15 protein-coding genes are annotated in these 20,608 nt (G+C 41.4%); 7 read left to right on the forward strand and 8 right to left on the reverse strand.

Annotated elements, in window-relative coordinates:
* On the forward strand, positions 1 to 1,092 hold the full coding sequence (gene aroC, locus F895_RS09135) for a chorismate synthase (protein ID WP_005241480.1): 1,092 nt from the start codon (positions 1 to 3) through the stop codon (positions 1,090 to 1,092).
* Between the two features lie 107 nt (positions 1,093 to 1,199).
* Here the strand turns inward: aroC and F895_RS09130 are convergent, their stop codons facing one another.
* Positions 1,200 to 2,429 (reverse strand): GGDEF domain-containing protein, encoded by a 1,230-nt coding sequence (locus tag F895_RS09130; protein WP_005241481.1) that lies wholly within the window; start codon positions 2,427 to 2,429, stop codon positions 1,200 to 1,202.
* Positions 2,430 to 2,723: 294 nt separating this feature from the next.
* Between F895_RS09130 and F895_RS09125 the strand changes: the two genes are divergently transcribed.
* The 5 genes from F895_RS09125 (at position 2,724) to F895_RS09105 (ending at position 12,910) form a co-directional block, all read left to right on the forward strand.
* Entirely contained in the window at positions 2,724 to 3,500 is a 777-nt protein-coding gene (locus F895_RS09125; protein WP_005241483.1) for an iron-containing redox enzyme family protein, read from the forward strand.
* A gap of 203 nt (positions 3,501 to 3,703) precedes the next feature.
* On the forward strand, positions 3,704 to 5,095 hold the full coding sequence (locus F895_RS09120) for an efflux RND transporter periplasmic adaptor subunit (protein ID WP_005241485.1): 1,392 nt from the start codon (positions 3,704 to 3,706) through the stop codon (positions 5,093 to 5,095).
* Between the two features lie 9 nt (positions 5,096 to 5,104).
* The gene (locus F895_RS09115; protein ID WP_005241486.1) at positions 5,105 to 8,266 is read left to right on the forward strand and encodes an MdtB/MuxB family multidrug efflux RND transporter permease subunit; all 3,162 of its coding nucleotides are present in this window, start codon (positions 5,105 to 5,107) and stop codon (positions 8,264 to 8,266) included.
* Positions 8,263 to 11,436, forward strand: a complete 3,174-nt coding sequence (locus F895_RS09110) for an efflux RND transporter permease subunit (RefSeq protein WP_005241492.1) — start codon at positions 8,263 to 8,265, stop codon at positions 11,434 to 11,436. The genes F895_RS09115 and F895_RS09110 overlap by 4 nt, the downstream gene beginning before the upstream one ends.
* Before the next feature lie 16 nt (positions 11,437 to 11,452).
* Entirely contained in the window at positions 11,453 to 12,910 is a 1,458-nt protein-coding gene (locus tag F895_RS09105) for an efflux transporter outer membrane subunit (RefSeq protein WP_005241495.1), read from the forward strand.
* A 17-nt stretch (positions 12,911 to 12,927) separates the two neighbouring features.
* Here F895_RS09105 and F895_RS09100 read toward each other — a convergent pair whose 3' ends face one another.
* The gene (locus F895_RS09100; protein WP_005241498.1) at positions 12,928 to 13,629 is read right to left on the reverse strand and encodes an NAD(P)H-dependent oxidoreductase; all 702 of its coding nucleotides are present in this window, start codon (positions 13,627 to 13,629) and stop codon (positions 12,928 to 12,930) included.
* Positions 13,630 to 13,760: 131 nt separating this feature from the next.
* On the opposite strand from F895_RS09100, the gene F895_RS09095 reads away from it, so the two are divergent.
* Entirely contained in the window at positions 13,761 to 14,786 is a 1,026-nt protein-coding gene (locus F895_RS09095; RefSeq protein ID WP_005241506.1) for an AraC family transcriptional regulator, read from the forward strand.
* Between the two features lie 3 nt (positions 14,787 to 14,789).
* On the opposite strand, the gene F895_RS09090 is transcribed toward F895_RS09095, so the two are convergent.
* From F895_RS09090 to F895_RS09065, 6 genes are read right to left on the reverse strand one after another with little or no spacing between them, the layout of a single operon-like run.
* Complete coding sequence (locus tag F895_RS09090; protein WP_005241508.1) at positions 14,790 to 15,734, reverse strand: phosphatidate cytidylyltransferase; 945 nt, start codon at positions 15,732 to 15,734, stop codon at positions 14,790 to 14,792.
* The gene (locus F895_RS09085; RefSeq protein ID WP_005241510.1) at positions 15,731 to 16,381 is read right to left on the reverse strand and encodes a lysophospholipid acyltransferase family protein; all 651 of its coding nucleotides are present in this window, start codon (positions 16,379 to 16,381) and stop codon (positions 15,731 to 15,733) included. The genes F895_RS09090 and F895_RS09085 overlap by 4 nt, the downstream gene beginning before the upstream one ends.
* A gap of 7 nt (positions 16,382 to 16,388) precedes the next feature.
* On the reverse strand, positions 16,389 to 16,811 hold the full coding sequence (locus tag F895_RS09080) for a hypothetical protein (protein WP_005241512.1): 423 nt from the start codon (positions 16,809 to 16,811) through the stop codon (positions 16,389 to 16,391).
* Positions 16,811 to 18,178 (reverse strand): phosphatase PAP2/dual specificity phosphatase family protein, encoded by a 1,368-nt coding sequence (locus F895_RS09075; protein WP_005241513.1) that lies wholly within the window; start codon positions 18,176 to 18,178, stop codon positions 16,811 to 16,813. Before F895_RS09075 ends, F895_RS09080 begins: the two co-directional genes overlap by 1 nt.
* A 13-nt stretch (positions 18,179 to 18,191) precedes the next feature.
* Entirely contained in the window at positions 18,192 to 19,940 is a 1,749-nt protein-coding gene (locus F895_RS09070; RefSeq protein ID WP_005241516.1) for a bifunctional alpha/beta hydrolase/class I SAM-dependent methyltransferase, read from the reverse strand.
* Between the two features lie 10 nt (positions 19,941 to 19,950).
* A complete protein-coding gene (locus tag F895_RS09065) occupies positions 19,951 to 20,586 on the reverse strand; it encodes a CDP-alcohol phosphatidyltransferase family protein (RefSeq protein WP_005241518.1) in 636 nt (211 codons plus the stop codon).
* Positions 20,587 to 20,608 lie beyond the last annotated feature (22 nt).

Consider the following 20,608-nt stretch of genomic DNA (forward strand, 5'->3'; position numbering starts at 1 on the left):
ATGGCAGGGAATAGTATTGGGCAACTCTTTCGAGTTACAACCTGTGGCGAGTCACATGGTGCGGGTTTGATGGCGATTGTCGATGGTGTCCCGCCTGGTCTTGAGCTTTGTGAAGCCGATCTGCAAAAAGATTTAGATCGCCGTAAACCGGGTACATCGAAGTTTGCAACGCAACGTAAAGAGCCAGATCAAGTCGAGATTATCTCAGGTGTTTTTGAGGGTAAAACCACGGGAACATCGATTGGTTTATTGATCCGTAACACCGATCAAAAATCAAAAGACTACGGCAATATTGCTCAAACTTTCCGTCCTGGCCATGCAGACTATACCTATACCCAAAAATACGGCTTCCGTGACTATCGTGGCGGCGGCCGTTCAAGTGCACGTGAAACAGCGATGCGTGTTGCAGCTGGAGCGATTGCGAAAAAGTATCTTGCTGAAAAATTTGGCATTGATATTCGTGGACATGTCACACAAATCGGCAATGAAGTTGCTGAAAAACTGGATTGGGCTGAAGTGCCAAATAACCCATTTTTCTGTGGTGATGTGGATGCTGTGCCTCGTTTTGAACAATTGGTCACTGCGTTACGTGAGCAAGGAACCAGTTGTGGCGCCAAGCTTGAAATCATTGCTGAAAAAGTACCTGTCGGGTGGGGTGAACCCGTATTTGACCGTTTAGATGCCGATATTGCCCATGCTATGATGAGTATCAATGCCGTAAAAGGTGTGGAAATTGGTGATGGCTTTGCAGTGGCAGGGCAATTTGGTCATGAAACTCGTGATGAACTTACCACGGATGGCTTTCTTGCTAATCACGCTGGTGGCATTTTAGGTGGGATTTCAAGTGGTCAAAGCATTCGTGTGGCGATTGCATTAAAACCAACCGCAAGTATAACCACACCAGGTAAAACCATTACGATTGATCGGGAAAATACGGATGTATTGACCAAAGGTCGTCATGATCCGTGTGTGGGGGTACGCGCAACACCAATTGCTGAAGCGATGTTAGCGATTGTATTGATGGATCATTTTTTAAGACATCGCGCACAAAATGCAGATGTGGTTGCACCATTTAAACCAATCGAACCATAATAAAAATATTAAGCCGCACATATAATTTATTATATCTGCGGCTTGCATCACATTTTAAAACACTTTAATTAAATTAGTTTAATATTCATTTAATCATGATGAATGAATTATAATGCTTCAGAAATCATATTATCTGATGTCGCAATATGATACTGATTTCGACCATTACTTTTGGCGATATATAATGCATGATCGGCTTGTGCAACAAACTCAGAAAGACTATCTCCAACACTTGGAATCATGGTCGCGACGCCTACGCTAATAGTCACGTGTTTAGAGACGTTGCTGCGTGGATGTAAAATGCCAATATTACGCACTAACTCCATTAGCCTTTGGACTTGAATAAGCGCTTGGCCACGGTCAGTCATGGAAAATACCAAGAGAAACTCTTCCCCGCCATAACGTGCCGCAAGATCGCCACTACGTGAGGCAATAGAGCCAAGCATGATTGCGATTCGACGTAGGCATTGATCACCTTGAATATGTCCTAACGTATCGTTGTACAGCTTAAAGAAATCGATATCAATCATCATAATGGTAATGGGCATCTCATGACGTGTTGCACGTTTCCATTCATTCTCAAGTACTTCATCCAGATAACGCCGGTTAGCGAGCCCAGTTAAAGCATCCTGTTGTGAAAGAATGGAGAGCTGTTGTGCTTGGCGCATCAGTTCCAGCCGATTGAGTTCGATCATGCAGTTTTGCAAATAATTTTCACGATGCTGACGATCCGTGGCATAGGCCAATGCCATACCTAGAAAACTACTAAAAGTATAAGTACGGTTCAAGAAGGTCCAATCAATCGCTTCACTGAACCATGTACTGGCTGCGATACCAATCAAACCACCCACCCAGCCAGCAATGATTGCAGTATAGAAGCGCATCCCGACAAACCCGTAGATAATCACTACGGCATACATCATGGCAGCATGGAACAGGACATTATTTTGCCCTTGTTCCAAGACGTTAATGATGGTGAACGAGATTGCTACAGCACCTGTTGAGCCAATACACACATAATGATCAAACCATTTGTTCATCATGGGGAGGAATGATAACAGCCATGCAAATGTGATGATCACACCCACCCAGCCATAGGTTGCCATCAAGGTAATGCGTAAGTCTGTAGGCAAAACCTGATAGATACCGAAGCTTAGAAATAGATATAAACCTAAAATGATAGGGGCGCGATAGCGGAACTCATGTGCAGCCTCATTTCTATACTGATCTCGATAGATCACTTCTAATTCTTTAGGAAACCAAACTAAATTTAGCCCGCGAGAAATTAACAAGTCGATTTGTTCTTGTCCCAAAATATTGGAAGCTTTCAACTTCATCTTATCTCTCACCACTCCCAAAATGTTGTTATAAATGTCAAAATAGGGATTATTTTTTTAATACGTTACACTGATTTAAATAAAATGTGTATTAGATTATAAAAAAATATTAATTTTTATATAAGGGTCATTGCCTAATATAATGATTCAAGTTTAAATTAGATTCAAGAAATAAAACTGTTACAAACTAAATCACAAACGATTGTATCTTTGCTGTATTAGGATACAATTTATAAAAAAGCAGCAATCATAGAATATGATTGGGTTAAGTCATACGAAATAGGATGCATCGCAATGACTGCTATGAATCAATATGGAACAAAATTAGAAATTACACCTCATTCGGGTTGGGCTCAACGATTTTGGGATGAATTATTACCTTCAAAGGAACGGGTAAGCAAACATCCTTTATTCTTAGACATGGCGAATGGTTCTTTAAGCCTTGAATGTTTTCGTTCGGCCTTATTGAATTTTTATCCTTTGGTCGCACATTTCCCTTCCTATATGGCAGGGTCTTTAGCGAAAGCAACCGCTTTTTCATTGGATGGTGTAACCGAGACCCGAGACTGGTTAATTCAAAATATCAAGGTTGAAGAGCGACATTTAAGCTGGTATCAGGACTGGGCGGGAGGCTTTGGTCTGACAGTTGAAATGCTAAATAATGTGAAGCCACCTGTGGCCATGAATGCAGTCAACCACTTTTTATGGGACGTTAATTTTCGGGGAAGTTTGGCCGAAAGCATTGCAGCCACGAATCTTGCGATTGAGTGGGCCACAGGAGACTGGACGATTCAGGTCTATAAAGGGATTCAAGCCTATACGCAACATCCTGAAGTAAACATCAATAAGCGGTCTTTAGCCTGGTTAAGAGCACATGCGCATTATGATGATCTCCATCCTTATGAAGCGATGGAGCTGATTAAACGTTTGTGTGATAAAGACCCTGAGCAGCAAAGAAAAGCTTTCTTAGCCGCAAAAGAAGGCTTGGAATATTATGAACTTGCCTTGGATGAATGCTATAAATTGCAGCATAAGAGTTTAGATTTCGAACCATGTTTTGCAGAAAAATGATCTAGAAAGTTGATCAAGAAAAGGTTTTTGGTCAACTAAATTTAAAAAAAATTATAACAGTAGCTTTAATTCGCCTGAGATGGCAGCGGCAGCTAATTTTTACATTAATCAAACATTTGGAGTGTAGTGTGCTTACATTTAAGCTTAAATTAACACTAAAAGAATATTTATAGTAGAACAAAATAAGAAGCACAGATACTTCTATGAATGAGACTTTAGAGCCAAACAAAATTACAAAAAATAGCCCAAAAACCAAGATGCTTATTAGCTATATCATCTTGTTTATTATTTTATTTTTTGTTGGGTGGGGGATTTGGCACCTGACTCATAAATCAGTTACATCCGCTGCAGAATCAACACACGGAAAAAGTGGAAAAAATAGAGGCGCGGGAGCAAATGGGGGTGCAATAGTTGTCGGTGTTACTAAAGTCCGCCAACAACAGGTACAACAAACAGTTCAGGCATTGGGAACGGTGACCTCGACCAATACAGTGGTGGTACATCCACTGATCAATGGCACATTGATGCAAGTCTATTTTAAAGAAGGCAGTCTTGTACAGAAAGGCCAGTTATTAGCCTTGATTGATGATCGGGCACCCAAAGCAACGCTATTGCAAGCACAAGGGCAGTTACTCAAAGATCAGGCCTTATTGACCAATGCTAAACTTGATATGCAGCGTTACGCGCAATTGTGGCAACAAGATTCGATTGCAAAGCAGCAATACGACACACAAGTTTCTTTGGTTAAACAATATGAGGGCGTTGTCAAAACTGATCAAGCAGCCGTTGCGAATGCTCAGCTCCAACTGAGTTATACACGCGTTGTTTCCCCTGTAGATGGACGAATCGGTTTAAGACAGGTAGATGTTGGCAATATGGTCAATACCTCGGATGCGAATGGTATTGCCAATATTACCCAGCTTAAAAACATCTCAGTGGTGTTTGCCGTGCCTGAACAATATCTAACCCAACTGATGCAGATTATGGATAATCCAGAACAGCATGTCGGAGTACAGGCTTGGGATCGTCAAAATACCCAAAAACTTGCTGATGGTCAGTTGGTTGCCCTTGATAATCAGGTCAATATCAATACTGGAACGATCAATATCAAAGCCAGTTTTGATAATCAGAATCAACATTTATTTCCAAACCAGTTTGTGAATGTTCGCATGAGTTTAGGCAATATTCCCAATGCAATCATTGTTCCTACAGTCGCTTTACAACTTGGTGCCAAAGGGTCTTTTGTCTATAAGGTTAATCCAGACCAAACGGTCAGTGCCGTAACGGTCCAGACTGGAGCGGTTGTAGATGACAATACGGTTATTACTGGTGGAACATTAAATGCCAATGATCTTGTCGTAACTGATGGGGTGGACAAGCTAAAGGATGGCGCAAAAATTAGTGTTGCCAATACGGTTGGTCAAGGTAAAAGTATTCATTCATCAACTGGGAATGGGCAGCGGCACAATCCAGTAGCACAGGAAGCTACAGCTGAAACCAGTAACAATCCCGAAAGATCAAAACAATGGCAACGCCACAATAGTGGACAAGGAAACATGGTCATGACACCACCTTCTGCCCAAACTGCGCAGTAAGGAGTGTTCATGAATCCTTCTCGTTTATTTATTCAGCGGCCTGTAGCGACTACACTGGTCATGGTCGCAATTTTTTTGTGTGGATTGGTATCATGGAAGTTTTTACCTGTCGCTTCCTTGCCTGAAGTTGATTATCCAACCATGCAGGTGACGACGCTATATCCTGGCGCTAGCCCTGATGTAATTGCCTCAACCATTACCGCACCACTCGAACGTCAATTTGGACAGATGCCTGGTCTAAGCCAAATGTCGTCCACCAGTTCTAATGGTGCATCGGTCATTACACTACAATTTAATCTCAATTTAGCTTTGGATGTTGCTGAACAGGAAGTACAGGCAGCAATCAACGCCTCGAATAATTTATTACCTTCTGATTTACTCACACCACCAACCTATAGCAAGGTAAATCCTGCTGATAAGCCGATTATGACTATCGCAATCAGTTCCAGAGAGATGCCGATTACCAAGCTGGAAGATTTGGTTGATACCCGTTTAGCCCAACAACTATCTCAAGTGAGTGGAGTCGGGTTGATTAGTGTGAGTGGAGGACGACGCCCCGCAGTCCGGTTAGAGGTAAACTCAGCCGCGTTGGCGAATATGGGCTTAACCTTGGAAGATGTTCGCACCGCAGTTACTGCTGCGAATGTGAATCAGGCAAAGGGCACGATTAGCGGCTCAGTACAGTCATCAACGATTGATGGGAATGACCAGTTACATACGGTGGATGACTATAAAAATCTGATTATTGCCTATAAAAATGGCGCACCGATTCGAATGTCTGATATTGCGTCAACCCTAGATTCAGCTGAAAATGTTCGCTTGGCGGCCTGGGTCGGACATAATAACAATAATGCGCCAACGCAGACCCCTGCAATTATTATCAATGTACAACGTCAACCGAATGCCAATGTGATTCAGGTGGCAAATCAGATTAAACAAATTTTGACACAACTACAAAGCAGTTTTCCGCAATCGGCCAAAGTAGAAATCTTAAATGACAGTACCACCACAATTCAGGCTTCTCTTCAGGATGTCGAGTTTGAACTGATATTGGCAATGGTATTGGTCATCATTGTGGTGTTTTTATTTTTACGCAGTATTCGTGCAACTTTTATTCCCGCAGTTGCATTACCGCTCTCTTTGGTTGGCACCTTTGCTGTCATGTATCTAGTTGGATTTTCAGTCGATAATTTAAGTTTGATGGCACTTACGATTGCAACAGGTTTTGTGATTGACGATGCGATCGTGATGATCGAAAACATTTCCCGTTATATTGAACAGGGCGAGCCCCCAATGCAAGCCGCATTAAAAGGCTCGGAACAAATTGGTTTTACCATTATTTCCCTGACAATTTCGTTGATTGCAGTATTGATTCCATTGCTATTCATGGGCGACGTGGTCGGACGTTTATTCCGAGAGTTTGCCGTTACCTTGGCCGTCTCTATTTTAATCTCTGCTTTTATTTCGCTGACTTTGACTCCGATGCTGTCTTCAAGGCTGCTCAAGCATATTCCAGAGACAGAGCAAGGACGTTTTTATCATGCGATGGGAGGTTTTTTTGACAAACTGATAGGAATGTACTCCACTGCATTACGATGGGTACTGGCACGTCAGGGATTATTCTTGGTGGTGACGATTGCCACTTTTGTGTTTACCGTAATGTTGTATGTTTTTATCCCCAAAGGTTTTTTCCCAGTACAAGATACAGGACAGATTATTGCCACGACAGAGGCTGACCAAACCATTTCCTTTCAGGCGATGAGTGTTAAGCAGCAGGAAGCCGCAAAAATCATCTTGCATGATCCCGCAGTGCAAAGTATTTCTTCATTTATTGGCATTGATGGAACCAATAGCGCTTTAAATACAGGTCGTATCTTGATTAATTTGAAAGATAAATCCGCACGACCAGATATTCAGACCGTGATGAGCGATTTACAACAACGTTTAAATCAGGCTCAAGGCATGACGGTCTACTTACAGCCTGCACAGGATCTGACCATTGACGCGAGGCAAAGTCGTACTCAATATCAATTTACCTTGCAATCGACCAGTACCAGTGACTTAGCGACATGGGTACCGAAATTGATGCATGCATTGGCACAGCGTCCCGAACTTAAGAATCTGGCCAGTGACTGGCAAGATAAAGGTTTGCAGGTTTATGTTGATATTAATCGAGATGCTGCTGCGCAGTATGGGGTGACTACGGCGGGTATCGACAACATTCTTTATAATGCATTTGGACAACGGTTAATTAGCACGATTTTCACCCAAACCAATCAATATCATGTGGTGCTTGGGTTATCTGGGCAAGATCAGGATGGGTTACAGGCATTACAGGATTTATATATCCCTTCAAGTAATGGTGCACCTGTGCGTTTAAGCAATATTGCAACGATCCAGCCAAGAAGTACTTTGCTACAGGTCAATCATCTCGGGCAATTTCCAACAGCAACGGTTTCCTTTGACACTGCTACAGGTGTTTCTTTACAGCAAGCTGTTCAAGCGGTGAAAGATACCGAACAGCAGTTGCAGTTACCAAGCACCATGATGACTCAATTTCAGGGGGCAGCTTTAGCCTTCCAAGCTTCTTTGAGCAATACCGTTTGGTTAATTATTGCAGCGATTGTCGTGATGTACATCATCTTGGGCGTTCTCTATGAAAGCTTCATTCATCCACTCACCATCTTATCTACCTTACCCTCTGCAGGGATTGGTGCATTGTTAGCATTGGTACTTTCCAATAATGATCTTAACATTATTGCCATTATTGGGATTGTATTGCTTATCGGTATCGTCAAGAAAAATGCCATCATGATGATTGACTTTGCCTTGGAAGCAGAACGGCATCAAGGCTTGACCCCCATTGAATCAATTTATCAGGCCTGCTTATTGCGTTTTAGACCGATTTTGATGACTACCATGGCGGCTTTATTGGGTGCAGTCCCTTTGGTGATTGGTAGTGGCATGGGCGCAGAACTACGTCATCCGCTCGGGATTACCATGATCGGAGGCCTGATTCTCAGTCAGTTACTCACTTTATTTACCACGCCAGTGGTGTATTTAGCCTTTGATCATCTGGCACAACGAATAAAGGGGGATCATCGACCAGATAAGCATGCCAGTGAGTTACCACCTTATGAACACTTTAAGCCACAGGTGGATGACGTATGAGTATTTCAACGCCTTTCATTCGCCGTCCTGTGGCCACCACTTTACTTAGTATAGGCTTAGTGTTGCTGGGGGTACTGGCATTTAATATTTTGCCTGTGGCATCACTCCCACGAGTTGATTTTCCGACTATTTCTGTAACAGCCAAGCAAGCAGGTGCAAGTCCAGAGGTCATGGCGGCGACAGTTGCAACACCATTGGAACGTAATTTAGGACGTATTGCAGGGGTGAATGAAATTACCTCCTCAAGCTCGCTGGGGTCGACTCGGATTACATTGCAATTTGACCTGAATCGCGACATCAATGGCGCAGCACGTGATGTACAGGGAGCGATCAACGCCTCGCTTGCTTCATTGCCTTCGGGTCTACAAAACAACCCGACTTATCGCAAGGCCAATCCGGCCGATGCACCGGTCATGATTTTGGCGCTTACTTCAAAAACACTATCGCGTGGACAGATGTATGATGTTGCCGATACCATTTTAGGACAAAAACTCTTACAAATTGATGGTGTAGGAGACGTCAGTATTGGTGGTGCGGCGCAACCTGCGGTACGAATCGAGCTAAATCCAAGTCAGTTGGCGCATCATGGCATTGGATTAGACACGGTTCGCTCCGCAATTACCTCAACCAATGCCAATCGTCCAAAGGGGTTTGTCGAACAGAAAGATCAGCTTTGGGAAGTGCAGGCTAATGATCAGGCTAAACAAGCCGCAGACTATATTCCATTGATTGTCAGTTATAAGAATGGTGCGGCTGTACGAATTTCCGATGTTGCAACAGTGAAAGACGCTGTACTCGATATTCGTAATGCAGGCTACTATGTAGATCAGCCTTCAGTTTTGATCATGGTGTTTAAACAACCGAATGCCAATGTGATTGAGACGATTCAACGCATCAAGGATACTCTGCCAACATTACAGCAGGCCTTACCACCACAAATTGAAATCCATACCGCTGTTGACCGCAGCAAGACCATTCAAGCCTCGTTGAGGGAGATTGAACGGACTATGTTGATTGCAGTGATGCTGGTAATCATTGTGGTGTTTGTGTTTCTGAGAAATGGCCGTGCCACCCTAATTCCTGCAATTACGGTGCCGATCTCGCTGATTGGTACCTTTGCTCTGATGTATGCCTCTGGCTTCTCTCTGAATAATATTAGTTTAATGGCATTGACTATTGCGACAGGATTTGTAGTAGACGATACCATTGTGGTACTGGAAACGATTTCAAGACGAATGGAAGAAGGTCTGAGTCCGATGCAGGCCGCTATTACTGGCGCAAAAGAGGTCAGTTTTACGGTGGTATCCATGAGTATTTCTTTGATCGCGGTATTTGTGCCAATTCTATTGATGGGCGGTATTGTGGGACGGTTGTTCCATGAGTTTGCCATGACCTTGACCTACGCGATTTTAATTTCGATGGTGGTTTCACTGACCACCACACCGATGTTATGTGCATGGTGGCTGAAACAAAATCAGATTAAACAGCTTAAGTTCGATCAATCAACGGATAATCCCAGCACAGAGGTAATCACTGATAGTGAAGCGCTTTTGGTTGCATCAAATGATACGTATCTGAAACAACAAGGTCTATTTGGGCGGATAACCTTGCTTTATAAGCGAAGTCTAGCTGTAGCACTACAGTATAAAGCAATCACACTGATCATTTTTATTTTTACGATTGGGCTGAATATTTATTTATATATTGCAGTGCCCAAAGGCTTCTTTCCGCAGCAGGATACTGGTGTGATGATTGGGTCTTTAGTCGCAGATCAAAATATTTCTTTTGATGCCATGAATCAGAAACTCAAAAACTACATTGCAGCGATTGCTAAAGATCCTGCTGTTGACCATGTCATGGGAACAGCAGGAGGTTCACAAATGAACCGTGCCAATTTATTTTTGGCGTTAAAACCGCTGAGTGAACGAAACGATACTCCTGATCAGATTATGGCTCGTTTACGTAAGTCATTGGGGCATGAAGCAGGAACCCGTTTTACCCTGAGACCAGTACAGGATATCAATGTGGGTGGGCGTTCAAGTGATGCCAGTTATCAATATACTTTACAGGGAGATGATCTCAATACACTACGAAGCTGGACACCTAAAATTCAGGCTGCATTGAATAAGCTTCCCGCTTTGACTGATGTTTCCAGTGATCAGGATGTGAAAGGGCTGGAAACAAAGTTGACTTTTGACCATGACAAAATGAAGTCGTTGGGGATTACTCAAGCTCAGGTGGATAGCACGTTAAATGATGCTTTTGGGCAAAGACAGGTCTCCACGATTTACAATCCGATGAATCAATATCATGTGGTGATAGAAGTTGCCCCTGAGTATGCCCGAACGGTCGAGGCGTTACGCGGCATCTATGTGCAAAATAGTGCAGGGAAATCTATTCCTTTATCTACTTTTAGTGCCTGGCAAGCTGCAAATACCTCACTGTCTGTTAACCATCAAGGATTATTTGCTGCTAGTACCATTACCTTTAACCTGAATGCAGGTTATTCGTTATCAGATGCGACTGATCAGATCAATCAGGCAATGAATGAATTACAAGTTCCCAGCTCGGTGCGGGGTGGGTTTCAAGGTTCAGCCAAAGCGTTTCAATCTTCTTTAAGTTCAGAACCCTTGCTGATTTTGGCCGCCATTGTGGTGATTTATATTGTACTGGGGATTTTATATGAAGATTTTGCCCATCCTTTAACGATTCTTTCGACATTACCCTCAGCGGGTTTAGGTGCCTTAATTGCATTAGTTTTATTTAAAATGGAATTTAGCGTGATTGCCTTGATTGGGATTTTACTACTGATCGGGATCGTTAAGAAAAATGCCATTATGATGATTGATGTGGCCTTGACCTTACAACGACAGCAGAAATTAACGCCTGAAACTGCAATTCTGGATGCTTCAGTACTACGCTTTCGTCCCATTATGATGACAACGCTTGCAGCTTTATTTGGAGCATTGCCTTTGGCCTTGGGTCGAGGGGATGGCGCTGAGTTACATGTTCCTTTGGGCGTATCAATCGTAGGCGGACTCATTATTAGCCAGATATTAACCTTATATAGTACCCCTGTGATGTATTTATATATCGATCAATTAAGTCGGTGGGGGAAACGCAGGTTTCAAAATTTATTCCCAGCTAAGCCATTAAGTTTGAAAAAATAAAAAAGAGGACAACCAGATGTATCAGTTTTTTTCATTACACAACCCAACCAAATCTTTTAAAACACTGAATTTTATTGCTTTGGGTTTAGTGGGGGTGTTATCAGGTTGTCAAATGATTAAGCCGGAACCAACAGCAAAAGTGAATGTTGGGACGCAGTTTTCTCAACCCTCACAATATGGCTTGGATGCTAAAAAATGGGAAACAGAAGGTTGGAAGATTGCGGTGCCAAGTGATAGTTTACCTAAAGGTGAATGGTGGCAAATTTTTCAGGACACGCAACTTAATCAGTTGGTAGACCAGCTCAATCGTGAAAATGCATCGATTGCACAATATGAAGCTCAATACCGTCAAGCGACGGCTTTGCTCAATCAAGCTAAAGCAGGTGCACGACCAACGATTACAGGCAATAGCGCTATAACCCGAGCTAAATCAGGTGATAGTGGTACGACAACAAACTATAACCTTGGTCTGAGTGCCAGTTGGGAACCTGACTTCTGGGGAAAAGTCCGTCAAAATATATTGGTCAATCAGGACAAAGCTCAGGCGAGTGAGGCTGAACTTAACTCGATTCGTCTCAGTATGCAGGCACAACTCACAAGTAGCTATTTGCAGTGGGTGGTACAAGGGTTTCAATTACAGTCTCAGCGAGAAAGTCTGGAAAACCTGCAGAAATCATTACAGCTAACACAAAACCAATATAAAGCAGGTATTGTTGCATCAACCACGGTTGATCAGGCACAAAGTCAATATCAAACTGCGCTCGCCAACTATACAGAGATGCAATTATCGCAAATACAATTACAGCACGCGATCGCCATGCTGATTGGACAACCTCAAGATCAGTTTCAATTGACGATGCCGAAAACATTACCCGTATTACCACAAATTCCAGTTGATCTACCTTCAAGTATTTTACAACGCCGTCCAGATGTAGCCGCAGCAGAAAGAACCATGGCAGCGGCAAACGCACAGGTTGGTGTCGCTAAACTGGCTTTCTTCCCTGATTTTAGCTTAGGTGGCAGCTTAGGATATAAAAGTAGCAAGTTAAGTGATTTATTTAATGCACCTAATTTTATCTGGTCCGTTGGACCAACACTTGCAGCAACGTTATTTGATGGAGGACTTCGTCACGCACAAACAGAGCAGGCAAAGGCCGCCTATGATGCAAGTGCTGCTTCCTATAAGCAAACAGTATTATCTGCCATCCAAAATGTTGAAGACAATATTGCTGCGCAATATTTGCTATCGAAAGAAGTTGCTCAGGAACAGCAGGGTTTAGCTGCGGCTACACGTGCCGAACGTAGTACCATGAATCAATATAAAGCAGGCATTGTTGGTTATTTAAATGTGCTGACGGCCCAAAATAGCCGTCTTTCTGCACAGAACAGTGTTTGGTCATTGATGAGTAAGCAATATCAAACGACTGTTAATTTAATCAGCTCAATGGGAGGAAGCTTTAAATCCAATGATTAATCATTGAGATCACAGCTTTATGCCAGTGGATTCATTCTATCATCAAAATTTTCCAATAGTGCAAAGGCTAAGGGCTGTAGATCGTCTAAGCCTTGTAAGTATTGTTCGAAATCCACCAAAATCTTCTGTCGATCTTCCTGACTGATATAAGGAACATGATAGGCTATATATGGCGGGAGTACCTCAAAGCCAACGTAGGCAAGTGTGCCACGTTGCAGAGGTGATAAATAATGCTCAAGAGGACCATGCACAGCACCTTCACCAAACATATGTTCGCGGCCACCGAGTGTTAAACACAGCATGGCTTTTTTACCCAACATACCGCCATGGTTATAAAAGCGTTTACCACCGTAAAATAGACCAGATACAAACACACGATCAATCCAACCTTTTAAAATCGCGGGTACAGAAGTCCAGTACAAAGGAAAGCTTAGAATCACCAAATCAGCACGTTGAACTTTTTCGATTTCTGTCTGAATATCAGGTGCTAAATGATGCTGTTTAAATGCATGACGTTGTTCAAGTGCATAATTTAAATAATCTGCTTGGTTTAAAGATGAGAAGTCATCTTTTGAAGCAACAGGATTAAAATTCATTGCATAGAGATCAGAAATCTCGACAGTATGACCTTGCTGTTCAAAAGTCTGCCGCGCGGTATCTTTAAGGGCTGCGGTAAATGATTGTGGTTCTGGATGCGCATGTACAATCAAAATATTCATAATAGGGTCACTTTCTCAGAGCCGTTTTTTAGATCAATCTACTATGCTTAAATTTAAAAAAATGTCATAGTTCATTAAGCGCCAACATTTACCATTTCACGCCAAATAGGTTCTGACTGAATGGAGCAAATATGAATCCAGAATTACCAGGTACTTATGTCAATCTATTGGTTGATGTCATACAGAAATGGGGTGTCTCTTCAGAACAACTTTTGGCTGGAACTGGAATTTCCATACAGACGCTGAATGCACCATTTTGGTATGTCGACTTTCATATTTTTAACCATTTATTAGAAAAAGCTGCTTTATTGACAGGTGAGCCTGCAATTTGCATCTATCTTGCTGAAGAGATGAAAGTCTCTTGCTATGGGCATGTCGGGATTGCAGCAACAGCTGTAGATAACTTGGAAGAGGCAATAAAAATTCTGGAACAATTCATTGGCTTACATTGTTCCGTTTTTCAACCCAAGCTAAGCATAGAAGGCGAAATGGCCTATCTATATTTCCAACAACCTTCACCAAAATTTAAACTGCATCGATATGGACTGATGTTTTTAATTTTGGGTTTTTCGCAAATTTTGGAAAACTTGGCTCAGCAGAAACTTGAAATTCATTTTCAGTTGCAGCAGGAAAAACCTGATTTTTATAAAAATATTAAAAAGTTTAATGATTTAAATATTTATTTTGACTGTGATAAGGATTGTTTAAGCTTTAAAAAAAAGTGGTTGTCTTTACCATTAAAGACAGCAGATACTTTATTGGCACGATTAAGTAAACAACAGTGTGAACAAGATGCGTATAAACTTGCACAAAAAAGGAATCAAAAGGGTCGTGTGGACTCACAAGTCAGAGCATTACTATATAACGAGCATGATGGCTTCCGATCTTTAAAACAGGTCGCTGAAAAACTGCATCTCTCAGAACGAACCTTACAGCGCCAATTAAGCAGCAAACAAACTTCTTTTCAAATCCTTGTTGCTGAAGTCCGCCGTAAACAAGCTGAACAGCTGTTAAAGCAATCTAAGCTTTCGATTGAGCAAATTGCGGAACGTTTGGGCTATGCTGATATTTCGCATTTTTCACGGGCATTTAAGAAATGGACCAATGTGACACCTAAGTTCTATCGTGAAGTCAGCATTGGCGATTCTTCATTTTAGGGGTTAACTCCACCAATAGCGTAGAATATGGAAGAAGATTGGTGCAGAGAAGCAGATAGAGTCGATACGATCTAACATACCACCATGACCTTGAATGAGTTGCCCCCAATCTTTTACCCCACGGTCACGTTTGATTGCAGACATGACCAGTCCACCGAAGAAACCAAAGATACAGACAATCAATCCAATCAGTGCGGCTTGCCAATAATTAAATGGGGTCAATGATGACATGAGTACGCCCAGCGCCGTTGCCAAAATGATGCCACCTAGCAATCCTTCTACGGTTTTTGAAGGGGATAGGGTTGGCGCGACTTTATGCTTGCCGAATAGTTTACCGCACACATATTGCAGTACATCTGAGGCTTGAACCACCATAATCAGCCAAATCGCCAACCAGATCTTTTCCCCCTTAAATTGGGGTAAATCTAGGTTTAACAGAGCAGGAACATGGGAAATACAGAATACACTGACCATCAAACCCCATTGAATTTTGGCGCTGCGTTCCAAAAAGTGTGTGGTATCTTCCAGCTTTAAACTGGCAATTGGAATGAGTAAAAATACATACAGCGGGATGAAAATCGAAAATAACCCATACCAATTGGTGTAGACCAAATAATATTGATAGGGAATAACAAAGTAGAACGCGATCAGCAAAGGCAGGTAGTCGCCACGCCGTGTCGGTAATAAACTAATAAATTCACGCAATGCAAAAAATGAAATAAGCCCAAACAGCACAATAAAAGCGGTTTTTCCCAATAGAATGGCGGCTGCTAATACAATCAGCATGATCCACCACGCATTGATACGGGCATTTAAGTTATCAATCACTGGAGATGGCGTTGCTCCTGCTTTTTGTTTCAGGATAAAGCCAATACTTGAGGCAATCACTAAAATCACAGCGAAGATGCCAAACAGTAGATAAGTTTGTTGCAGATTATCTAAACTCATTGATTCTCGGCCTCTTTTAATTTTAATAATTGCTGCTGAGCATGATGTAGAAACTGTTCTTTATCTGCGAATTGATCTAAAGCTAAAGGTTCACCAAAAATAACAGTAGAAAGTAGAGGTAAAGGAATAAATGCACCTTTGGGCATCACCCGTTTTAAATTAGAAATCCAAACGGGAACAACTTCAACTTCAGGAAACTGTTGACTGAGGTAATACAGACCACTTTTAAATTCAAGTAACTCAATATCGTCATTTAAGTTCCGTGTTCCTTCAGGAAAGAAAATAATCGAATAGCCTTCCGCCAAGACATCTTTCACTGGTTGTAAGGGATCTTGTTGATCGCTACGATTACGTTGAATGGTGACGCCCGAAAAGGTGTCTTGAATTAAGAAACGTCTAAATCCATCTTTTAACCAATAATCGGACGCTGCGATTGGGCGTGTTTGTCGGCGTATATGAATGGGCAAGGAAGACCATAATAAAATGAAATCGATATGACTATTATGGTTGGCATAGTAGATCCGCTGTTTAAGTTCAGGCTCACAGCCAACCCATAAACTTCTTGCACCTGTTAATAACCTTGCACCACGACGGGTGAGGAAAGCAATAAAACGGGCAAAGGATTGTGTGATTATATTTTTTTTCATTCAATCTTCATCTATGCGCTAATTTATAAAACAGTATGATGAATACCACATATTGTACCAAGACAATAGCGATCTGTATTTTGAGTAATCTCAAACATCCCTTGAAGCGTACCAACCAATCACGGCCAGCTTTATTTGCAGGCATCAATTTTAAGTCTAACAGTGCTTGGTCAAGTTGTTGAGTCAGGTTTTCTGCATCATCAGATTGGTCAACCATATGCTGCAACAAACCTCGATCAAGCTCAATTCGAATAAATAAATAATGATGAATTATCAATAGCCCTGTAACAAGTAAAAGAGGCATCAGGATCTGCATTTTCGAAAATAAAGATAAGGTAATAATTGACAAAACAAAGACCAAATAGCCTGACTTTAAAATACTCTGACTCTGCTTTAACAGGCGCGTTACCACAACAAAATTCATTTTCATTATTGCATCTCCTGAGTGAGTAGCATTTGGAAATGTTTAATTTCAGCAATATGTGTCTCACTCAAAACAATCCAGGGACGACATCGTTGGATTAAGGCAATGGCTTCTTCAACATCAGTGGCATGATTCTGCTGTAACAACCAGGCAATCAATACACTACAACTACGCGAATAGCCAAGCGCACAGAAGATTAGAACCTTTTGTGCTTGATTGCTCTGTCTTAAAGGCTGAATCAAACGACCGAATGTTTTTACGGCTACCTGTAGTTGCTTAGTTTGGATGGGGATCAAATCGAGCGTGCTAAATTTTTCATAGTGTTGTACATACTGATTTACCGCTAACTCAGCACAGCAATCAAATAAAGCATCATATTGTTTGCTATGTTCAGCAGATGGAATACGACCCAGATAGAGATCCACGCCGTTTAAGTTCAGAATCAGGGAGTCTTCAGGGTGTCGATAAGTCCATAATCGACTATTTAGCCTTGCCACTAGAAAATAAGGGGCAAACAGTAAGTACGCAGCAACCGTCATTCGGCCATTCTGTTGTTTTTGAAAAAAGTGCGGTCGAACCGTGAAATAAGCCAATGCAATTAGCAATAGACTGATGGCTGGATATAACATCCATAGCCAAGTGCCTTTAAATAAGAATACAGGTATCAGACACAGTAAGGCGCCTATCAGATAAAAACAGCCTAATTTTAAATGTTTGCGGGTACGTTGCTGTAATGGATCTTTTTGATAAGGTGGTTTGACTGTGAGTGGAAACAGCCATAAACATAGCGCACCTGCCAGTAAACCCAATGGAATATCAATAAAATGATGCTGCCATGTGGTTAAAACAGAGAGTCCGATCAGGAATGACCAAATATGAACCAGCCAACGGTAGCTTGGCTTGATGTGTCGACGATAAAAATCCCACAAAATCACCAAAAGTACGATATGTAAGGAGGGTGCTTGGTTAAAAGGTTTATCAAAACCCATCAACACATCAAACCAGAGTCCAAAGAAACCATCTAACTCAGCCCGTTCAAAACTAAACTTGAGTGGATAGATGATAAAGCAGCTAATGGAAATAAGCTGGGCAAAAAATAGCCTAAGTGAATGTTGTTTTAATTCAAATTTATTCCAGCACAATAGCAAAGATAGACCATAAAAAAGATCAATCGACCAATAAGGCACAATGGTCCATGCCCAAAGTGGAATGTGATGTTCCCAAGCGAAAACGATACTCGGAACATTCGTTAAACTGGATGCATACTGATTTGCAAAACCATAGGTTAAAAAGAAAAAGGGGGCTAAAAAGACTAAACAGAGTAGCCCCCATTTCCATGTACCCAGTTGACGATCTAAAATATTATTTTGCATAAAAGGTCTTTATTTAAATTTTTTGGGCAACCGAAACTGTAAAAATACCAAATTCATCAATGCATTGATCTACTTTTTTAAAGCCTGCCTGTTCAACCAGTGCATCCATTTCGGCTTGTGAGCGTAAGCGCATCACCCAAGCATCGCCTTGACGGTGTGAAGTTAAAGCACGTGCAATAAATTCTTGTTGCGGGTGCCAAATTTGTCCCGTGTAAATCAGGAAACCACCTTGTAACATGGCTTGATGAATACCTGAAAGTGATTGTCTTAATAAGTCATTATCACTAAATAGCTCATAAAGCCCAGACACAATGACCAAATTTGGCTTTGGTTTAACTTTGGCCAATGACGCCGTGTCAAAAGCATCACCTAATTCAAATTGAGCAATATTTTCAAGCTTTCGCTCTTGGATCAATGCAGAACCAGAATCAACATTTAACTGACTATAATCTCTTAGTAAGACGGACTTCGGTGGTGTTGGTAGTTGACTGACTGCATCTAAAATATAGCGACCATGACCCGCGGCGATATCTAGGATGCGAATGTCTTTGCGTTGCTTATTTAGAACTTGTGCATATTTCGCCAATAGCTGCTCGATATGCTGTTTACGCACGCGGATGCCACGCCAACCAATTGCATTTAAATACTGTTGATCAATGATATTGCCGAGAATGTTTTTGCTTTCACCTTGATTGCGATAAACAAAATCTAAAGTACTGCCAGAGTCATAACCGGTATCTTCACCAATTTTAAGACCACGGGAGAATTTGCTGCCGAGTTTTAAATTACGTTTGGTTAAATTCCAGAGCAGATTCTTGATTGAAGAAGCGGGAAGTGGACTACTCAATTGTTCAGCAGTTGCACAGCTTGAACCAATTTTATCGGCATTGAGTACATCTGGCGCCTGATAGTCTTCAGCAAAGCTTTGTAAGATAAAACGACGAATTTTTTCGATTGCAATATGACGATCTTTTTCACCTAAAGTATCGTGATAAAAACCCTCTAGAACATGAAATTCTTTACGTGGATGAGGAAGTTTTTCGTAGAATTGTCGTTGTGGCTTACGGAACACCACAAAATCAGAGCCAGAGCATAAAACCTGAGTGGGCACAAAGATATTTTGTGCATCATTGACGATACGCTCAGAGGCAGCATATAAACCCAAAAGCATTCGTACAGAAATGGCTTTGGCAATTTGTGGATCTGTATCATAGGTTTTTGCACGCTCAACATCATGCGTCAGCATTTTGGCTTTTACATAACTGGTAATAAAGAAATTACCTTTAACTTTGCTGAGAACCGTTAAGCCTGTTTTCGCAAATGGGACATAAAGTTTAATATCAAATGCGGGTGAAGCTAGACATAAAGCTCTGATTTTTGGTGCATAATCATGGACCCAAGTTGCCGCTAAAACAGCGCCAACGCTTTGACCAATAACTGCAATATTGGTTGATGAAATATTATACGTAGATTCAATATGTTGCACAAAATATTGAATATCTTTTACACATGCAGAGAAACTTGGCGCATCACCACGTAAACCAGGTGATTCTCCATGTCCACGAGCATCCCATGCAAAGAAATCAAATTCTGGTAGATTAAGCTCATTGACCAAATGTGCCATACGGCCAGAATGTTCATGTCCACGATGGAATAAAATAATTGCCTTTTTTATGTCTTGTTCTGTAGCCGCTGGCCAATGTTGATAGGCTAATTGGGTATCATCATGGCTAGTAAATATATGTTTTTGTGAGCTTTGCATCTGATTTTCCTTAAAGTTGAATACTATTTTTAATACGGTTATAAATTGTCAAAACCAATAGTGCTGCAATAAAAACAAGCAGTCCATTACAGATGTAAATGATTGAATTTGTGTAGTTATTTTGAATTAAATATGGGCTAAAACTGACACATACTGCAATTAAACTAAACCAAAATGCACGATCACTTTTGCCCATAGGACCATCATAACGACGTTCCTGACCAATTAAAGGTGCCATAACGCCAGCATATTCACTCAGAATTGCCAGAAATACGACCAAACCTAATAAATAGGAATTAACAAAGGCTAAGCCTAAAAAACATAGATAAAGCGCTGAATCTGAGATGACATCGCAAATTTCATTTAAATATGCGCCAAGTTTTGATTGTTGATTGAATTCACGCGCGAGCATGCCATCAATTGCATTAAAACCCATACGAAGCAACATCCATACAGGCAATAGTAAAAATAGGATTAAAGGTTGTTGGTAAAGATGCAGGCTATAAAGTGCGATTGCTAAGGCTACAGAAATGAACATGGCTAAGAGCGTAACTTGATTCGCTGTGATTTTTTTAGAATAAAGCCATTGTACAAATGGGCGAAGTAAATTCTGAAATGCTGGTTTTAATTGATAAATCGAAGGCATTGTTATTGGTATAAACACATTT

This window comes from Acinetobacter sp. CIP 64.2, assembly GCF_000369645.1.
Classification (GTDB): domain Bacteria; phylum Pseudomonadota; class Gammaproteobacteria; order Pseudomonadales; family Moraxellaceae; genus Acinetobacter.

Coding starts and splice junctions, on each gene's coding strand:
- F895_RS09110 (WP_005241492.1), top strand. CDS start 8,263: ATGAGTATTTCAACGCCTTTCATTCGCCGTCCTGTGGCCACCACTTTA.
- F895_RS09120 (WP_005241485.1), top strand. CDS start 3,704: ATGAATGAGACTTTAGAGCCAAACAAAATTACAAAAAATAGCCCAAAA.
- F895_RS09130 (WP_005241481.1), bottom strand. CDS start 2,429: ATGAAGTTGAAAGCTTCCAATATTTTGGGACAAGAACAAATCGACTTG.
- F895_RS09075 (WP_005241513.1), bottom strand. CDS start 18,178: ATGCAAAATAATATTTTAGATCGTCAACTGGGTACATGGAAATGGGGG.
- F895_RS09065 (WP_005241518.1), bottom strand. CDS start 20,586: ATGCCTTCGATTTATCAATTAAAACCAGCATTTCAGAATTTACTTCGC.
- F895_RS09070 (WP_005241516.1), bottom strand. CDS start 19,940: ATGCAAAGCTCACAAAAACATATATTTACTAGCCATGATGATACCCAA.
- F895_RS09105 (WP_005241495.1), top strand. CDS start 11,453: ATGTATCAGTTTTTTTCATTACACAACCCAACCAAATCTTTTAAAACA.
- F895_RS09115 (WP_005241486.1), top strand. CDS start 5,105: ATGAATCCTTCTCGTTTATTTATTCAGCGGCCTGTAGCGACTACACTG.
- F895_RS09085 (WP_005241510.1), bottom strand. CDS start 16,381: ATGAAAAAAAATATAATCACACAATCCTTTGCCCGTTTTATTGCTTTC.
- F895_RS09090 (WP_005241508.1), bottom strand. CDS start 15,734: ATGAGTTTAGATAATCTGCAACAAACTTATCTACTGTTTGGCATCTTC.
- F895_RS09095 (WP_005241506.1), top strand. CDS start 13,761: ATGAATCCAGAATTACCAGGTACTTATGTCAATCTATTGGTTGATGTC.
- F895_RS09100 (WP_005241498.1), bottom strand. CDS start 13,629: ATGAATATTTTGATTGTACATGCGCATCCAGAACCACAATCATTTACC.
- F895_RS09125 (WP_005241483.1), top strand. CDS start 2,724: ATGACTGCTATGAATCAATATGGAACAAAATTAGAAATTACACCTCAT.
- aroC (WP_005241480.1), top strand. CDS start 1: ATGGCAGGGAATAGTATTGGGCAACTCTTTCGAGTTACAACCTGTGGC.
- F895_RS09080 (WP_005241512.1), bottom strand. CDS start 16,811: ATGAAAATGAATTTTGTTGTGGTAACGCGCCTGTTAAAGCAGAGTCAG.